Source organism: Thioalkalivibrio sp. HL-Eb18, assembly GCF_000364985.1.
In the GTDB taxonomy this organism is placed as follows: Bacteria; Pseudomonadota; Gammaproteobacteria; order Ectothiorhodospirales; family Ectothiorhodospiraceae; genus Thioalkalivibrio.
Genome location: NZ_KB822982.1, coordinates 1 through 17,101, shown reverse-complemented (window position 1 = coordinate 17,101; position 17,101 = coordinate 1). Strand labels below are relative to the sequence as shown.

12 protein-coding genes and 1 pseudogene are annotated in these 17,101 nt (G+C 60.3%); 11 read left to right on the top strand and 2 right to left on the bottom strand.

What is annotated here, in order from left to right:
* Positions 1–404: 404 nt before the first annotated feature.
* The gene (locus F813_RS0113015) at positions 405–1,640 is read right to left on the bottom strand and encodes a GNAT family N-acetyltransferase (protein ID WP_012982833.1); all 1,236 of its coding nucleotides are present in this window, start codon (positions 1,638–1,640) and stop codon (positions 405–407) included.
* 3 nt (positions 1,641–1,643) lie between these two features.
* The gene (gene trxB / locus F813_RS0113010; protein ID WP_017926897.1) at positions 1,644–2,759 is read right to left on the bottom strand and encodes a thioredoxin-disulfide reductase; all 1,116 of its coding nucleotides are present in this window, start codon (positions 2,757–2,759) and stop codon (positions 1,644–1,646) included.
* 452 nt (positions 2,760–3,211) lie between these two features.
* Between trxB and F813_RS0113005 the strand changes: the two genes are divergently transcribed.
* The 11 genes and pseudogenes from F813_RS0113005 to F813_RS13750 all read left to right on the top strand — a co-directional run.
* The gene (locus F813_RS0113005; protein WP_017926896.1) at positions 3,212–6,106 is read left to right on the top strand and encodes a ribonucleoside-diphosphate reductase subunit alpha; all 2,895 of its coding nucleotides are present in this window, start codon (positions 3,212–3,214) and stop codon (positions 6,104–6,106) included.
* 329 nt (positions 6,107–6,435) lie between these two features.
* Positions 6,436–7,674 carry a ribonucleotide-diphosphate reductase subunit beta gene (locus F813_RS0113000; RefSeq protein ID WP_017926895.1) on the top strand — a complete coding sequence of 413 codons (1,239 nt, stop codon included), beginning with the start codon at positions 6,436–6,438 and terminating at the stop codon, positions 7,672–7,674.
* Positions 7,675–7,714: 40 nt separating this feature from the next.
* Positions 7,715–8,170, top strand: a complete 456-nt coding sequence (locus tag F813_RS14365) for a hypothetical protein (RefSeq protein ID WP_155995148.1) — start codon at positions 7,715–7,717, stop codon at positions 8,168–8,170.
* Positions 8,171–8,412: 242 nt separating this feature from the next.
* A complete protein-coding gene (locus F813_RS14260) occupies positions 8,413–8,841 on the top strand; it encodes a hypothetical protein (RefSeq protein WP_081601323.1) in 429 nt (142 codons plus the stop codon).
* Between the two features lie 97 nt (positions 8,842–8,938).
* Entirely contained in the window at positions 8,939–9,505 is a 567-nt protein-coding gene (locus F813_RS0112995) for a hypothetical protein (RefSeq protein ID WP_017926894.1), read from the top strand.
* A gap of 84 nt (positions 9,506–9,589) precedes the next feature.
* A complete protein-coding gene (locus tag F813_RS14635) occupies positions 9,590–9,991 on the top strand; it encodes a DUF4145 domain-containing protein (RefSeq protein WP_081601322.1) in 402 nt (133 codons plus the stop codon).
* A 99-nt stretch (positions 9,992–10,090) separates the two neighbouring features.
* Entirely contained in the window at positions 10,091–13,915 is a 3,825-nt protein-coding gene (gene dsr1, locus F813_RS0112990; RefSeq protein ID WP_017926893.1) for an anti-phage defense-associated sirtuin Dsr1, read from the top strand.
* A 629-nt stretch (positions 13,916–14,544) separates the two neighbouring features.
* Positions 14,545–15,284 (top strand): annotated as a pseudogene (locus F813_RS13760) (transposase).
* 183 nt (positions 15,285–15,467) lie between these two features.
* Positions 15,468–15,746: a hypothetical protein gene (locus F813_RS14250; RefSeq protein WP_081601321.1), complete on the top strand. Its 279-nt coding sequence runs from the start codon at positions 15,468–15,470 to the stop codon at positions 15,744–15,746.
* A gap of 318 nt (positions 15,747–16,064) precedes the next feature.
* Positions 16,065–16,763: a hypothetical protein gene (locus tag F813_RS13755; RefSeq protein ID WP_017926891.1), complete on the top strand. Its 699-nt coding sequence runs from the start codon at positions 16,065–16,067 to the stop codon at positions 16,761–16,763.
* 80 nt (positions 16,764–16,843) lie between these two features.
* Positions 16,844–17,101: transposase (locus F813_RS13750; protein WP_038060359.1), on the top strand; the 258-nt coding region annotated here is incomplete at its 3' end.

Here is a 17,101-nt window from a genome sequence, read left to right as displayed (position 1 = left end):
TTCACCTTGCCCGCCTCCAGATCCCGGACCCACATGCAGTCGAGCTTGTTCTTGCTAACATCAACGCCAATATGAGCCATCTCGTCCTCTCGCCTTGTCCGTACAGCCTCACCCGTCCGTCACGGAGGGGGGTCTTGGATACCGTTCAAACTTCGAGATGAGAAAGGACTCGGGGCCAATCTACAGAACAGGTTCGTGACCTCAGGAGCCTGACGGGTTACCCGAGCCCAATACGGTTCATGGTAGCGATCCGTGAACCGCAAGACACAAGGAGCCTGCTTGCAGGCGAATGGTCTGGGGCGGGCTCCAGCGCGGGCAGGGGCTTCGCGGGCGAGCCCGCTCCTACGGGTGGTGCCGCGCTGGTAGTTAGCGCGCGGGCACCGGCGGATGGGGAAGGAGATCGGTCAGGTGCGAGGTGCATCGTCTGGTTGGGAGGCCTGCCGGTAGGGCGAGTGTTCGTGCAGGCGTTCGCACTGGGTGCGCATCAGCTGGGCCTCGCGCTCGCAGAAGTCGCGCACGGGCTGGTCGAAGCCTTCGGTCAGGATCAGGTGGGCGGACCAGGTGGGCGTGGGCAGGAAGCCGCGCGGGATCTTGTGCTCGCCCTGCGCGCCGGGCTCGAAGCGGGCCAGCCCCTCGCGGATGCAGAACTCGATGCCCTGGTAGTAGCAGGTCTCGAAGTGCAGATCGGCCAGCTCCTCGGTGCAGCCCCAGAAGCGCCCGTACAGGGTGTCGTGGCTGCGATAGCAAAGCGCCGCGGCGATGGTCTCGTCGTCCCCCGCATCGCCTGGGCGTCTTGCCTCGAACAGCACCACCTGATCGCCCAGCGCCGCCGCCGTCTCCACGAAGAACGCCTCGGACAGCGTCGGGATGCCCATGTGCTTTTCGAAGGTGTCGACGTAGAAGCGGTGGAAGCGTGCCCAGTCCTCGGGCGATCCGGTGGCCCCGGTCAGGGTGCGGAACTCGATGCCGGCCTCGGCGACGCGGCGGCGTTCGCGCTTGATGTTCTTGCGCTTTTTCGAGCTGAGCGCGCCGAGGAAGGCGTCGAAGTCCTTGTAGCCCCCGTCCGGGGCGTTGGTCCAGTGGTACTGGCAGCCCATGCGCTCAGCCAGGCCCAGCTCGCGGGTTACGGCGAGATCGTCGGCGTTCGGGAACAGGATGTTTACGCCGGAGGCGTTCAGCTCGCGCCCGCGGGTGGCGAGGGCGCGCACGAGAAGGGTGCGCAGGTGATCGAAGTCCGCCGCCTCCGGGTGCACCAGCAGGCGCGGCCCGGTAGCCGGGGTGTAGGGCACGGAGACGACCAGCTTGGGGTAATAGTTAAGCCCGTGGCGGCTCCACGCGCTCTCCCAGGCGAAGTCGAACACGAACTCGCCGTAGTTGTTGGTCTTGGCGTAGGCGGGTGCGGCCGCAACAAGCTGATCCTCGCGAAAGATCAGCACATGCTGCGGGAACCAGCCGAACTGCCGCCCCAGGCAGCCGTGGCGCTCCAGGCCCTCCAGGAAGGCATGGCGCAAAAACGGCTCGGTGCCGCCGGTCAGGGCATCCCAGGCTCCCGGGTCCACGTCGGCCAGGCTATCGCGCAGCTCGATGCGCTCGGCGTGGTCTTCCGGCGGGGTTGCCTGGGTGTCGCCCTCGGCGCTCACGACTCAGCCGTTCTCTTCGAGGTATTTCTCCGCGTCCAGTGCGGCCATGCAGCCGGTGCCGGCAGAGGTCACCGCCTGGCGGTAGACATGGTCCATCACGTCGCCGGCGGCGAACACGCCCGGCACGGAGGTCGCGGTAGCGTTGCCTTCCAGCCCGCTTTGTACCTTGATATAGCCGCCTTCCATGTCCAGCTGACCCTGAAAGATGTCGGTGTTCGGCTTGTGGCCGATGGCGATGAACACGCCCATCAGCTCGACGTCCTTCGTCTCGCCGCTTTGCGCATGCTTGATGCGCATGCCGGTCACGCCGGAGTCGTCGCCCAGGATCTCGTCCAGGGTGTGGTTCCACTCGATCGTGACGTTGCCGTTCTTCTCTTTCTCGAACAGCTTGTCCTGCAGGATCTTCTCCGCGCGCAGCGCATCGCGGCGGTGTACCAGCACGACCTCGGAGGCGATGTTGGACAGGTACAGGGCCTCCTCGACCGCGGTATTGCCGCCGCCGATCACCGCGACCTTCTGGTTGCGGTAGAAAAAGCCGTCGCAGGTAGCACAGGCGGACACACCCTTGCCCATGAATGCCTGTTCGGATTCCAGCCCGAGATACTGGGCGGAGGCTCCGGTGCAGATGATCAGCGCGTCACAGGTGTACTCGCCGGCATCGCCGACCAGGCGGTAGGGCTTGTCCTTCAGATGCACCGTATGGATGTGATCAAAGATCACCTCGGTGTCAAAGCGTTCTGCATGCTTTTGCATGCGTTGCATAAGCTCAGGACCCTGCACGCCGTCGTTGTCGCCCGGCCAGTTGTCCACGTCGGTGGTGGTCATCAGCTGGCCGCCTTGTTCCAGACCCGTGATCACCACCGGGTTCAGGTTGGCGCGTGCAGCGTAGACGGCCGCGGTCCAGCCGGCGGGGCCGGAACCCAGGATCAGTAGCGGGCAGTGGCGCGGTTTCTTCTCGTCGCCACCCTTTTTTTCCTTGGAAGAGGGCTCGCCGGCACCGGAGAGCGAGACGGCGCCAGCGGCGGCCTGAACGGCCCCGGTGGCGACGGCGGCCTTGGGCATGTCCTTCTTATCGGCCTTCTTGCTCTTCTTGTCGGATGGGTCCTTGGCGTCGCTCATGCGGTACTCCCTGTCGATTCGATGAATACGGCTGGCGCTGCCGGTCGGGCCGACGGCGCGCAAGGCGGGTTCGATAAGGCGGGGATTATTGGCACCCGGCGGGGCTTTGTCCAACACCGCCACCGCGCGCGAGGGTCCACCCGGATTCGACCTTGGGAAGACCCATCGACGGATACCGATTCGGTAATCGCGGGCCATAAAACATTTTCATGTTCGTGTTTGCTGATGGTGGGCCCGAACGATCACAACGAGGGCGATTTATCCACCACCGGGCGAACGCCCGAAGAATGGCGGCAGAGTGCCGGGTTGGGGTTTTTATCCACAGCTTGCCCACGGGTTGTCCGAGGGGTTATTCGGCTGACAGGCACAAGATATTGTGTCTATGCACTTCCCGATCCCCGATCTATAGTACTTCACGTCCACTACCCACAGTTACGCGTGAGGCCGCCACCATGTACAGCGACACCCAGACCGCCGAAGCCCAAGAGGGCATCCAGTACCCGCCGCAGGCCGAACCGTCGGCCGAGGTCCTGGCGACCAGCCCGGGCCAGCACCAGGTGATTCGCCGCAATGGCAAGGTCACCGGCTTCGATGCCTCCAAGATCGAGGTCGCGGTGACCAAGGCCTTCCTCGCGGTGGAGGGCGGCAATGCCGCGGCCAGCCGCCGCATCCACGAGGTGTCGAAGGAAGTCGCCGGGCAGGTGGTGGACAGCCTGTTCCGCCGCGCCGGCACCCAGGGCATGACGGTGCACATCGAGGATATCCAGGACCAGGTGGAACTGGCCCTGATGCGCGGCGGCCACCACAAGGTCGCGCGGGCCTACGTGATCTACCGCGAGCAGCAGGCGCAGAAGCGTGCCGCCGAGGCCGCCGAACAATCCCCGGAAGAGCAGGAAGCGGCCGCCGCGCTGAACGTGACCCGCGCCGACGGCACCCAGGCCCCGCTGGACGAGGCGCGTCTGCAGGCGGTCGTCGCCGAGGCCTGTGACGGCATCGAGCACGTGGACGGCGAGAAGATCCTGACCGAGGCGCGCCGCAACCTGTTCGACGGCGTCGCCGAGAAGGATGTGGCCACCGCGCTGGTGATGGCCGCCCGCGTGATGATCGAGAAGGAGCCGAACTACTCCGAGGTCACCGCCCGGCTGCTGATGGACGCCCTGCGCCGCGAGGCCCTGAGCTTCGTGCACGGCCGCCCGGAAGAGGCCACCCAGGCCCAGCTGGCCGAGCGCTACGCCGAGTACTTCGGTGCCTACATCCGCCGCGCCGCCGATCTGGAGCTGGTCGACAGCGAGCTGACCCGCTACGACCTCGACAAGCTGGGCGCGGCGATCAAGCCCGAGCGCGACCTGCAGTTCACCTACTTGGGATTGCAGACCCTGTACGACCGCTACTTCATCCACTCGGACGGCACCCGCTTCGAGCTGCCGCAGGCGTTCTTCATGCGCGTGGCCATGGGTCTGGCGATCAACGAGATCGACCGCGAGGCGCGTGCGATCGAGTTCTACAACCTGCTGAGCTCGTTCGACTTCATGAGCTCCACGCCGACCCTGTTCAACTCCGGCACCCTGCGCCCGCAGCTGTCCAGCTGCTACCTGACCAGCGTCCCGGATGACCTCGACGGCATCTACAGCGCGATCCGCGACAACGCGCTGCTGTCCAAGTTTGCCGGCGGCCTGGGCAACGACTGGACCCGCGTGCGCGGCATGGGCGCCCACATCAAGGGCACCAACGGCAAGTCGCAGGGCGTGGTCCCGTTCCTCAAGGTCGCCAACGACACCGCGGTGGCGGTGAACCAGGGCGGCAAGCGCAAGGGGGCCGTGTGTGCCTACCTCGAGACCTGGCACATCGATGTCGAGGAGTTCATCGAGCTGCGCAAGAACACCGGCGACGACCGCCGCCGCACCCACGACATGAACAGCGCCAACTGGATCCCGGACCTGTTCATGAAGCGCGTGGCCGAGGACGGCGACTGGACCCTGTTCTCCCCGAACGAGACGCCGGACCTGCACGACCTGGTCGGCAGCGACTTCGAGAAGCGCTACTGCGAATACGAAGAGAAGGCCGCGCGCGGCGAGCTGCGCGTGCACAAGACCATGAAGGCCGTGGACCTGTGGCGGAAGATGCTCGGCATGCTGTTCGAGACCGGCCATCCGTGGATGACCTTCAAGGACCCGTGCAACCTGCGCAGCCCGCAAAGCCACACCGGCGTGGTCCACAGCTCCAACCTGTGCACCGAGATCACCCTGAACACCTCGGATGACGAGATCGCGGTGTGCAACCTGGGCTCGATCAACCTGGCCGCGCACGTGAACGAGGCCGGGGAGCTGGATCAGGCAAAGCTCGAGCAGACCGTGAACACGGCCATGCGCATGCTCGACAACGTGATCGACTACAACTACTACTCCGTGCCGCAGGCGCGGCGCTCCAACCTGCGCCACCGCCCGGTGGGGCTGGGGATCATGGGTTTCCAGGATGCGCTGTACAAGCTGCGCGTGCCGTATGCCTCCGAGGCCGCGGTGGAGTTTGCCGATACCTCCATGGAGGCGGTGTCCTACTACGCGATCAAGGCCTCGACCGACCTGGCCGAGGAACGCGGGCGCTACGAGAGCTTCCCCGGCAGCCTGTGGAGCCAGGGCATCCTGCCGATCGACTCGGTGAAGAAGCTGGCTGACTCGCGCGGCGAGTATCTGCAGATGGACACCACCCAGCGCCTGGAGTGGGACACCCTGCGCAAGCGGGTGAAGAAGGTCGGCATGCGCAACTCCAACACCATGGCGATCGCGCCGACCGCGACGATCTCCAACATCTGCGGGGTCAGCCAGTCGATCGAGCCGACCTACCAGAACCTGTTCGTCAAATCGAACCTGTCCGGCGAGTTCACCGTGATCAACCCGTACCTGGTGCGCGACCTGAAGGATCGCGAGCTGTGGGACGAGGTCATGGTGAACGACCTCAAGTACTACGACGGCTCGGTGCAGCCGCTGGACCGCGTGCCGGAGGACCTCAAGGCCCTGTACGCCACCGCGTTCGAGCTGGACACCCGCTGGCTGGTCGAGGCCGCCTCGCGCCGGCAGAAGTGGATCGACCAGGCCCAGAGCCTGAACCTGTACATGGCCGAGCCCTCCGGGCCCAAGCTGGACGCCCTGTACAAGCTGGCCTGGGTACGCGGGCTGAAGACGACCTACTACCTGCGCTCCATGGGCGCGACCCACGTGGAGAAGAGCACCGTGGCCGACTCCTCGCGTGCCAACAAGCTGAACGCCGTCTCCGGCGGCCAGCAGGCGTCCGAGCCCGAGGCTCCCAAGGCGTGCTCCATCCTCGACCCGGACTGCGAGGCCTGCCAGTAAGGCTGAAACGAGATGGTATGGGGAGCCGTCGGTTAAACCCCGATCGGCGGCTTCCTCGGAGCGGGAAGGGGAAAGAGGAGGCGGTTATGGCTTGTGTGCCTAGCAGAAGGCGTACTTCACCGAAGCCAGGTCCAAAAACTGTTCCGGTGAAGCCGCATCGGCGTTCGAAACCGAAGCCGTGTAGGTAAGTGGGCGGGCTAGAGGTGCAACTCTAGCCCGACCTTTCCGCCCCTAGTACAAGATGACTTCCTGCAGGACGGGCTACGAATGTAGCCCACATTTATTTAGAAATCCACATACTCATTTATCACGTGGGAAGGGGAAGAGAAATGCTCAACTGGGACGATCCCATCGCAGCGATCAAGGGCGAAGGCCAGAAAGAACCCGCCGTCCGCCCCGGCATGGGCTTTCAGGAGAACGAAGCCCTGATGAGCACCGCCGGCGCCGCGCCCAGCGTCTCGCCGGAGCCGGAAAACGCCGGCCAGCCGCTGGCCGAGCCGAACGAAGACGCCCTGACCGGCACCGGCCTGGAAGACCTCGAGATGGGGGCCGAGCGCATCCGCGTCGATGACAAGAAGATCATCAACTGCCACGCGGATCTCAACCAGCTCGTGCCCTTCAAGTACAAGTGGGCCTGGCAGAAATACCTGGACGGCTGCGCCAACCACTGGATGCCGCAGGAAATCAACATGAACGCGGACATCGCCCTGTGGAAGGACCCGAACGGGTTGACCGACGACGAACGCACCATCGTCAAGCGCAACCTCGGCTTCTTCTCCACCGCCGACTCGCTGGTGGCCAACAACCTGGTGCTGGCCGTGTACCGCCACATCACCAACCCCGAATGCCGACAGTACCTGCTGCGCCAGGCCTTCGAGGAGGCGCTGCACACCCACGCCTACCAGTACTGCGTGGAAAGCCTGGGCCTGGACGAGGGCGAGATCTTCAACATGTACCGCGAGGTGCCCTCCGTCGCCACCAAGGCCGAGTGGGCGCTGCCGTTCACCAAGCACCTGGCGGACCCGAACTTCCGCACCGGCACCCCGGACGCGGACCAGAAACTGCTGCGCGAACTGATCGCCTTCTACGTCGTGTTCGAAGGCATCTTCTTCTACGTCGGCTTCGTGCAGATCCTCTCCATGGGCCGGCGCAACAAGATGACGGGTGTGGCCGAGCAGTTCCAGTACATCCTGCGCGACGAGTCCATGCACATGAACTTCGGCATCGACGTGATCAATCAGATCAAGCTCGAAAACCCGCACCTGTGGACCGAAGACTTCAAGAACGAGATGCGCACCCTGATCCACGATGCGGTCGAGCTGGAGGCACAGTACGCCCGCGACACCATGCCCCGCGGCGTGCTCGGCATGAACGCGCAGATGTTCGAGGAATACCTGCACTTCATCGCCAACCGCCGCTGTGCGCAGATCGGCCTGGCCGAGCTGTACCCGGGCGCCGACAACCCGTTCCCGTGGATGAGCGAGGTGCTCGATCTGAAGAAGGAGAAGAACTTCTTTGAGACGCGGGTTACGGAGTATCAGACGGGTGGGGCGCTGAGCTGGGATTGAATTATCGTTAGCCCTTTAATTTCGTCCCAGTCCATCATTTATGAACGACAACTATCGATCACCGGCAGAGCAGGCAGAGGCTCACAGGCTGCTAGCTGAGATCCGGCGCGAAATCTTGGCCCGTGAGCTATCCAATACCCAAGCTTACGACAAGGCGGTCCTCACATTGTCCTCTGCAACATTGGCATTTTCTCTTAGCGCAACGAGTGCTTTGTTTTCGATGGAAGAAATGAGGGCATCTTACCTTTTGGTAGTCGGCTGGCTTTTGCTTGCGACTTCCATATCGGTTTCATTGTCCGCTTTTCTGGTTAGTAACCGAGCTTTGTCGGCGCGTCTTCAAAACGCTGAGGCATATTATCTTGAGAACGATGAAGCTTCATTTAATCGATCAACCCCTTGTGATTCTTTGAATCTTTGGGCCAATCGAGCCGTCGGATTGGCTTTGGTCATATCGATCTTCTTGATCGTTGCTTTCTTCACCTTAAACATAACGTAACTAGCACTATAGAGGTTGTTTTTATGTCGAACAGAAATCAGCCAAAACACGTTCGCGACAGTGCGTCCATTCCCACCATGCAGCGCATCCCTTCGCAGTCCCACCTTGAAACGAAGAGTGCGAACCCACCAGCGATGCAGAAAGTGCCTACTCCGCCTAAAAATGAAGGTCCGCCCAAAGGAAACAGATAGGCTGATGGAATTCGCCTCTCTGGTTGAGCTTTGATCACGGTTCGAAATTCTATGGGCGAAGAGCTAAAAACCTTCAATGAGCATCAAGCGGACGTTCGGAACAGGGCGAATTCGTTGGCGAGGGCGGTATTTCTCCTATCCGGAGGTACTTTATCTCTCTCAATCACGGTCTTTCTGTCCCACCGGGATTTGTTTTTTGATTTTTCCGCGTTGTTGGCGCTTAAGCTCTCTTGGTGGGTCTTATTTCTCTCCAGCTCACTGTTGGTAGTGACTCTGACGTTGATTATTGTTCGGGACTATCGTCTCGGCGAGAGATGGAGGTTAGCGTTGGGTGGCGTTAATGTGGATGCATCAGGGATTCCTGGCAGGCTTGAGAGTTGGATTTGGGGCTTGGGGATCTCAGGGCTATCTCTATTTATTGTAGGATTTCTTTTGCAAGCGCACGTTGCGACCAGTGTGCTTGATGCGGCTATGAAGTGAAGAAAAGAAAAAGAGAGAAGAAAGGAGAGAAGAGGACGCCTAAGATCTCTCTTGTCTTCGTTAGGCGTTAGTCGATCAAAGGATAGGGAGGTCGAGTATGAAAGGGAGTATTTCGCAAGCTAGTAGTGACTTGGTGAAGGAGTTAAAGAAGGATTGGATTCTCTTTGGTTTGTTTGGGGTTTCGGTAGGGGTTCTCTATGCCCTGCATGATCCGTTAGAACGTCTGGGAGCAATGGGAAGTAATTCCTTAGCGCAGGATCTTTTCGAAGGATTATTTTCGTTCGTCCCATTCTCCGTGTTGTTTATCTTCCTTCTGGCTTTGGGATCGTTCAGTAGCTTTCTTATCTCGATTGGTTTTGGTCAGATCAGATTAGATGGTGCTGTCGATCACGTTCGCGATCGCCTGACTCAGATTCTGAGTTCGATGTTGGCATTTTCCGTTGGACTGGGAGGCGTGGCTTTAACTCATTCGATCTTTAGTGTTAGTCCGTCTGGGCTAGTCCTGGTCGCCGCGCTAGGTGTTCTGATGGCGATTATGTTCTGTGCGTATTTCCTCTCTGTGGTGGTTTCACGGCGTGAGAAGCCGTTTGATACTTGGTGGGGCGCAGTTATATTATTTGCCGTTGCGCTCTGGGCGATTGGATTTATTGTTTATAACAAATGACAAGTAAGGAAAAAGAGAACACCCATGATCGAGAAAGAAGCGTGCAAAAGAAGGGGACACCCATGATTCTTGCCAAATCTCGACATGCCGGATCCTGTGCGGGAGAGCTATAATGAAGCAGCAAGAATATCAGCTACGTCTCCTCGGGGCGCAGCCGCACTTCTACGTCTAGCAGTTCAACTGCTCTGCATTGAGCTCGGTGAGCCAGGCAAGAACATAAATACGGATATAGGTTCTCTGGTTAAACGTGGCCTTCCACCTAATGTCCAGGAAGCGCTTGATATCGTGCGCGTCACGGGAAACAATGCTGTCTATCCGGGGCAGATTGATGTCGACTCTATGGATACAGTTGGCAGCTTATTTTCGCTTCTTAATGTTATAGTGGAGTATATGATTACTTTTCCGAGGCACATCAGCGAAACCTATAGAAAACTACCCGAGGCTTCTAGGGATTCTATTGAGAAGCGAGATAACCATAAGTGCTAGCTGAATCGGACGCTGGGTCTCGCACCGGTCAGCTCAACTTTATACCTGCTGAGATTTCGGTTGCTGGCATGCGCGCGAATTGGATAGGAAGCAGGAACAATGCAATTCATCACCCACGGTCCTGATATTCCGGATGCGCTCTTGCAGGCGCACGAGGAAGGGTGCCTGGTGTTTTTCTGCGGTGCGGGTATCTCGTACCCTGCCGGGCTGCCGGGCTTCAAGGGTCTGGTAGAAGAGATCTACCGGCTGAATGGTACCGAGCCCTCGGACATCGAGCGCGAGGCCTTCGACCATGGTCAGTTCGATGCCACACTCGACCTGCTTGAGAGGCGCCTGCCGGGGCAACGTTTGGCTGTTCGTCGTGCGTTGGCACAGGCGCTGAACCCGAAGCTGCGCCGCAAAGGCGCCACTGATACTCAGGCAACGCTATTGAGGCTCGCTTCCAGCCGCGAGGGGGCGTTGCGGCTGGTAACCACCAACTTCGACCGCGTCTTCCATGCTGCGGGCAAACGCACTGGCCAAGCATTCCAGGTCTATGCGGCACCGATGTTGCCTATCCCGAAGAACAGCCGCTGGGATGGGCTGGTCTACCTGCACGGCCTGCTGCCCGAGAAGGCGGACGACACGGGCCTGAACCGTCTGGTGGTCACCAGTGGCGATTTCGGCCTGGCTTATCTGACCGAACGCTGGGCTGCTCGCTTCGTAAGCGAGTTGTTTCGAAACTACGTAGTCTGCTTCGTGGGCTACAGCATCGACGACCCGGTGCTGCGCTACATGATGGATGCTCTGGCCGCCGACCGGATGCTGGGCGAAGTCACGCCTCAGGCCTGGGCGCTGGCCGATTGCGAGCCAGGGCAGGAGCACGGCAAGACCATCGAGTGGGAAGCCAAGGGCGTCACACCCATCGTTTACCATGTGACGACCGGTAGTCATGACCATTCGGCGCTGCACCAAACCCTGCACGCCTGGGCGGACACCTATCGTGACGGCGTACTGGGCAAGGAGCGCATCGTTGTCAGCCACGCCCTGGCACGACCGTCGGCGAGCACGCAGCAGGACGATTTCGTTGGCCGGATGTTGTGGGCCTTGTCGGACAAATCAGGGCTGCCGGCCCAGCGCTTTGCCGACTTCAACCCTGTTCCATCGCTGGACTGGTTGCTGGAGGCCTTCTCGGACGAGCGCTATTGTCACAGCGATTTGCCCCGCTTCGACGTGCCGCCGCACGACAAGACAGACGCCAAACTGCGCTTCAGCCTGATTCGCCGGCCTGCGCCCTATGACCGTGCGCCGCCGATGCTGCTGGCCTCCGGCGGTGTCGCCGGTAGCCAGTGGGACGACGTGATGTTTCATCTGGCCCGTTGGCTCACGCGCCATCTGGATGACCCGAGGCTGATCCTCTGGATTGCGCAACGTGGCGGCCAGATGCACGATCGATGGCCTTGGCTGATCGAGCACGAGCTGGATCGTCTGGCCTCGCTGGAGCGTGACGGCAAGACCGCTGAATTGGATGAGATCCGTTCGCAGGCGCCCAAGGCCATTCCTAGCCCCTTTATGTGCACGTTGTGGCGTCTGCTGCTCAGCGGCCGGGTCAAGTCATCGTGGCACGACCCCGATCTCTATCGCTGGAGAAATCGACTGAAGCGGGAGGGCCTGACCCCTACGCTGCGCTTGGAGTTACGCGAACTGCTCGCACCCCAGGTGGCCTTGAAGAAGCCGTTCCGCTGGAGCGATGAAGAAGAAAGTGCGGACGAACCTACGCGCTTGCGGCAACTGGTGGATTGGGAGCTGGTGTTGGCCACCGATCATGTGCATTCGGCCTTGCGTGACCTTGCCGACGAGGACTGGAAATCCGCCTTGCCGCAACTGCTGGAGGACTTCCAGCAACTGCTACGCGATGCGCTGGACTTGTTGCGCGAACTGGGCGAGGCCGATGACCGCAGCGACCGATCGTACTGGGATCTGCCGTCCATTAGGCCGCACTGGCAGAACCGGGGTTTCCGCGATTGGGTAACCCTGATCGAGTTGCTGCGCGATGCGTGGCAGGCGCTTCGCGCCAACGACAGTGCACGCGCGGCGCGAATTGCGCTGGGCTGGTTCGAGTTGCCGTACCCCACCTTCAAACGACTCGCCTTATTCGGTGCCAGTGAGGATGACTGCATCCCGCCCGAACAATGGGTGGATTGGCTCCTGGCCGATGGCACATGGTGGCTGTGGTCTGTGGATACGAGACGGGAAGTATTCCGGTTGTTGGTCCTGCAAGGGCGCCAATTGGCAGGGGTGACTCAAGATCGTCTGGAAGCGGCCATACTGACAGGCCCACCGCGCGAGATGTACCTGGATGATCTGGAAGCAGATCAGTGGCAAGACTTCGTCGCCCGCTCCATCTGGCTGCATCTGGCCAAGTTGAACGCATCGGGCCTCACTCTCGGAATACCCGCAGCGGCTCGGTTGGCGGAACTGTCCAATGCCTACCCGAAATGGCAATTGGCAGCCAACGAAAGCGATGAGTTCTCCCATTGGATGAGTGGCACCGGCGATCCGGACTATGAAGCAAGTAGCTATGTCGACATTACACCTCGAACCCGTCGTGAGCTCGTTCAATGGTTGGCAAAGCCGCCGTCCGAACGGAAACCATTCTACGAAGATACGTGGCGCGACGTGTGCCGTACTCGCTTCTTTCACAGTCTGTACGCGCTATGCGAGTTGGCACGTGATGAGGTATGGCCGGTCGGACGATGGCGTGAAGCAATGCAGGTCTGGGCCGAAGAAGGCATGGTACTACGGTCGTGGCGCTATGCCGCGCCGCTGGTTCGGACTATGCCCGACATTGTCATCCAGGAGACCATCCACAGTCTGACGTGGTGGATCAAGTCCGCATCCAAGGCGATTAACCGCCACGAGGACATTCTGCTGGACCTGTGCCACCGAGTTCTGGCCCTACCACTGGAAGCAGGCACTGGCATGATGCGCAACGAAGAGCCGCTTAACCAACCCGTTACAGAAGCAATCAATCATCCGGTGGGGCATGTTGCGCAAGCGCTGATCAACCTATGGTTCAAAAGGAACCCGAACGACAACGATTTGCTTCCAACCGACATCAGACCTTTCTTCATCGAACTCTGCGATGGACAGATCGATCGATTCCGCCACGGACGGGTCCTGCTGAGTGCGCATTTGATCGCGTTTTTCCGGGTGGACCGTCCGTGGACAGAACAATACCTGTTGCCGCTATTCAACTGGGACAGTCCGGCCGAAGCGCAAGCTGTGTGGGAAGGCTTCCTGTGGTCACCTCGCTTGTACCAGCCTTTGCTGGAGGCCTTAAAACCCCAGTTTCTGGAGTGCGCAAACCGCTACGCCGACCTGGGCGAGCACCGGCAACAGTTCTCGGCCTTCCTGACGTACGCAGCATTGGGTCCAACCGATGGATACACCGTGGATGACTATCGATCCGCGATTGGCGCGCTACCTCAAGAAGGTCTGGAGGAATGTGTACAAGCGCTATCACAGGCACTTGAGGGCGCTGCTGATCAGCGCGAGGACTATTGGAAGAATCGTGTCCAGCCGTTCTGGCAACAGGTCTGGCCCAAGTCACGCGACCTTGCCACTCCGCGAATCGCCGAATCCTTGACCCGACTGATCATTGCCGCGCGAGGCGAGTTCCCGGCGGCCCTGGAAGCGATGCAGGACTGGTTGCAACCGATAGAGCATCCCCACTACGTTGCCCACCTGCTGCGCGAATCTGGCCTGTGCCGACAATACCCGGCGGAGGCTTTGCGCCTGCTGGACGCCATCATTGCCGACCAACAGTGGGCCCCCCGAGAGTTCGGGCAATGTGTGGATGAAATCGGGCAGGCGGCGCCACAGCTTACGCGAGACGTCAGATACCAGCGACTAAGTGAATACTGCCGAAGGCGCGGCATGTGAAGAAAAGGAAGAAGAGGACACCCATGATTTTGTGTTGCAAGATGAAGAGCAAAATTCTTACCACTGAGATCCGCCGCTGAACCGGGCGTTATGCACTGCGGAGAGACGCCTCGTAGCAACTGAACACAACAATGAGATTGAGAGGTTGGATATAACCCCGTCTCTAGCAATATACGGTGAAGCACTATCAACGGCTGTATTTATATGGAACATCTTGAGAGCGACTCCCCGTTTCAAAGCCGACGTGATATACGGTATCGAAGAAGTGGATGGAGAGGTGGTGTGTGGTGCGCATATATCGATCAAGAACCCATCTGGAAGCACTGTTCACATAGGGCGCGTGTCTATGCTCTATCCGTATAGACATGTTCGACTTTTCGATTACGTAATGCACGTGGTTCGATTCAGGCGGCTTCCGCGAACGGTTGGTTGGGTGCATTCCGCACTATCAAACTTCGATATAGACGATGGTTGGCCCATAGCTTTGGAGCCTGGGAAGTGGCGGGAGATAACGGGGTCGGACCTCGGTAACCTACGGAAAACCCGAGGGAAACCGGTCTAGAAAGGGCAGGATTCTCGCTTAAAGCGGTCATTTCGGCCATCAAATGGGCGTTCCAGGGAGGGAGGCCATGCCACGGGCGAATCGCCATCACCTGCCGGGCCATGTCTGGCATATCACCCATCGGTGCCATAAGAAGGAGTTTCTGCTGAAGTGTTTGCGCGCGACCGCAGGCTCTGGCGGTACTGGCTGTATCAGGCACGGCAGCGTTATGGGCTTTGCGTATTGAACTACATCGTGACGTCTAACCATGTGCACCTGCTGGTGCGCGATACGGGTGCGGGCGAGATTCCGCGGGCCATTCAGCTGATCGCCGGTCGCGTCGGACAGGCCTACAACCGGCGCAAGGGACGGAAGGGGGCGTTCTGGGAAGATCGCTACCATGCCACCGCGGTGGAGACCGGTACCCATCTGGCCCGTTGTCTGGTGTACATCGACCTGAACATGGTGCGGGCAGGGGCGGTGCAACATCCCGCGGAGTGGGAAGCCAGCGGATATCGGGAAATCCAGGCGCCTCCGGACCGGTATCGGGTAGTTGATCAACAGGCGCTGCTGGAGTCGTTGGGAATAGGTTCATTGGCAGACCTGAGGGACTGCCATCGGATGTGGGTCGAGGAGGGGCTCGCGTCTGATCGCGCCGCGCGAGATGACCGCTGGTCAACGGCTGTCGCTGTGGGGAGCCGGCCATTTGTGGACGAAGTGCAGCGGGCGTTGGGGGTACGCTCGCCGGGCCGCGAGGTTGAACAGTTGGGGGATACGGCGTGTGTTCGTGAGGATGTCGCGAGTTATGGCATAGATCGGCGGTTTTGACTACAAAACGAGGGTAATAAGGCCTTCATCTTCATGGGTGAGGGGCAAACAGGATAACGCTCGTGAAAACCGTCGGTTAGGGAGGTCCGACCCAGGCGTCGGGTGCAGGATAACGGTCGTGAAAACCGTCGGTTAGCGAGGTCCGAAACCCGGCGTGGTCCCTATGACCAGGTAGGAGGTAACGTGGACGAAGATCTTGAAACCATGACGCGCGAGGCGCTAATCGCCGAGGTGAAGCGACTGAGAGACGGAATTCGGACTCATCGAGACAGTAGCGGCCATGAACTTTGTTGGCATCATCCAGACCTGTGGGGCCTACTTCCTGAGAAGTCCGACCCGGTACCCATGGTTCCGACGTGGCCGGAATTCCTGCGCGGCTGCTTGCGTTATCGGCAGTCGCTCGACGAGCAACTACCAAATGCACGCCGCTCGGACGTCCCGTACGAGCCAAACTCTGAATGACAGCAAGAAATAATGGGGTCGAACCTCGGTAACCGACGGAAAGACCGAGGGAAACCGGTCTAGCAAGCTCGGGATTCGAGCTTAGAGCGGTCATTTTGGCCGTCAATGGGCGTTCCGGGGAGGAGGCCATGCCACGGGCAAATCGCCATCACCTGCCGGGCCATGTCTGGCATATCACCCATCGGTGCCATAAGAAGTACTGCTATGGGGGTCAGACTTTGCCTATTGCCTCTGCAAGGTGGCGGCGGAGGGCAAAAGGCAAGGTCTGGCCCCGACGTCCATTGATGTCTTGGTAATCGGGAAGGGAGCCCCCACGGGATGCATCGGATGAAGTGGTGGCACATCGCCATATACCTGGCGGGTCCGGTCCTGTTGGCCGGCTGTGGTTGGGTTGGGCAACCCGATGAACGGGTACTGTTTCCTTCGGAACCTGACGCCAGGGAATACCTGTACGTGGATCTGGCCCGGCAGATTGCTTCTGAAAAACCCTGTTATCTGATTTCGCCGGCCAGTATCTCGGTCGCGCCGTTGAGCTCGCCAGGAACGAGGGCAGCCCAGCTTCGCTCGCGTTGCTTCGCGACCGTGGCGCAACGTGCGGCTCGCCCGGAGCTTTGCAAACAGGTCGGTTCCGTCAGCACTTTGTTTTATTCAGGGAATGCGAACAGTCAGGAACGATGCATACAGGAGGCCAGCCAGGGGCGGCCGCGGGCGGGCGCCGGCATGATTGACCATGACGCGTTGTTTGTGCTGGCCGGGTTCTCGGAGGCCGAAATCGACGCGTTGATGCTGGCGCACCAGTTGCCGAAAAACGGCCGTTACTGCCTGGTCTTCTCGCCAGAGTTCTTCGACGCTATAGAGCAGATGCCCCGATTTGCCAGCGAGGATGAGCTGATCGGCATGGATGATCTCAAGTGGGAACCCCATCCCTTCCTTGCCGTGCCAGGGTTTCCGTGTACGGGAAAGTTTCTGGATGGGCCCGGGGGAAAGAAGAGGACACTCATGATTTCTCCTGATTAGCGACGAGAGTCAGCCAGGCTCACTGGGTGAGCCACCCCCGGGCGTACGTTGAGGCTACACAGTGAGCGGAGAGTGGCCTCATGGCGCAGAATCGGATTCAGTTTCAGCCGGGGATGTCGTTGCCGGCATTCATCGCCCAGTACGGCACCGAGGCCCAGTGCGAGGCGGCGCTGGAGCGGGCCCGATGGCCGGCCGGCTTCCGCTGCCCGCGTTGCGGGTGCCAAGCCCACTGCGTCCTGCACGGCAGCCCGCGCAAGAGGTTTCAGTGCAACGCCTGTCGGCATCAGGCCTCGCTGATCGCCGGCACCGTGATGCAGGGAACGAAGCTGCCCCTGACC

Coding starts and splice junctions, on each gene's coding strand:
- trxB (WP_017926897.1), bottom strand. CDS start 2,759: ATGAGCGACGCCAAGGACCCATCCGACAAGAAGAGCAAGAAGGCCGAT.
- F813_RS0113005 (WP_017926896.1), top strand. CDS start 3,212: ATGTACAGCGACACCCAGACCGCCGAAGCCCAAGAGGGCATCCAGTAC.
- F813_RS0113000 (WP_017926895.1), top strand. CDS start 6,436: ATGCTCAACTGGGACGATCCCATCGCAGCGATCAAGGGCGAAGGCCAG.
- F813_RS14365 (WP_155995148.1), top strand. CDS start 7,715: ATGAACGACAACTATCGATCACCGGCAGAGCAGGCAGAGGCTCACAGG.
- F813_RS14260 (WP_081601323.1), top strand. CDS start 8,413: ATGGGCGAAGAGCTAAAAACCTTCAATGAGCATCAAGCGGACGTTCGG.
- F813_RS0112995 (WP_017926894.1), top strand. CDS start 8,939: ATGAAAGGGAGTATTTCGCAAGCTAGTAGTGACTTGGTGAAGGAGTTA.
- F813_RS14635 (WP_081601322.1), top strand. CDS start 9,590: ATGCCGGATCCTGTGCGGGAGAGCTATAATGAAGCAGCAAGAATATCA.
- dsr1 (WP_017926893.1), top strand. CDS start 10,091: ATGCAATTCATCACCCACGGTCCTGATATTCCGGATGCGCTCTTGCAG.
- F813_RS13755 (WP_017926891.1), top strand. CDS start 16,065: ATGCATCGGATGAAGTGGTGGCACATCGCCATATACCTGGCGGGTCCG.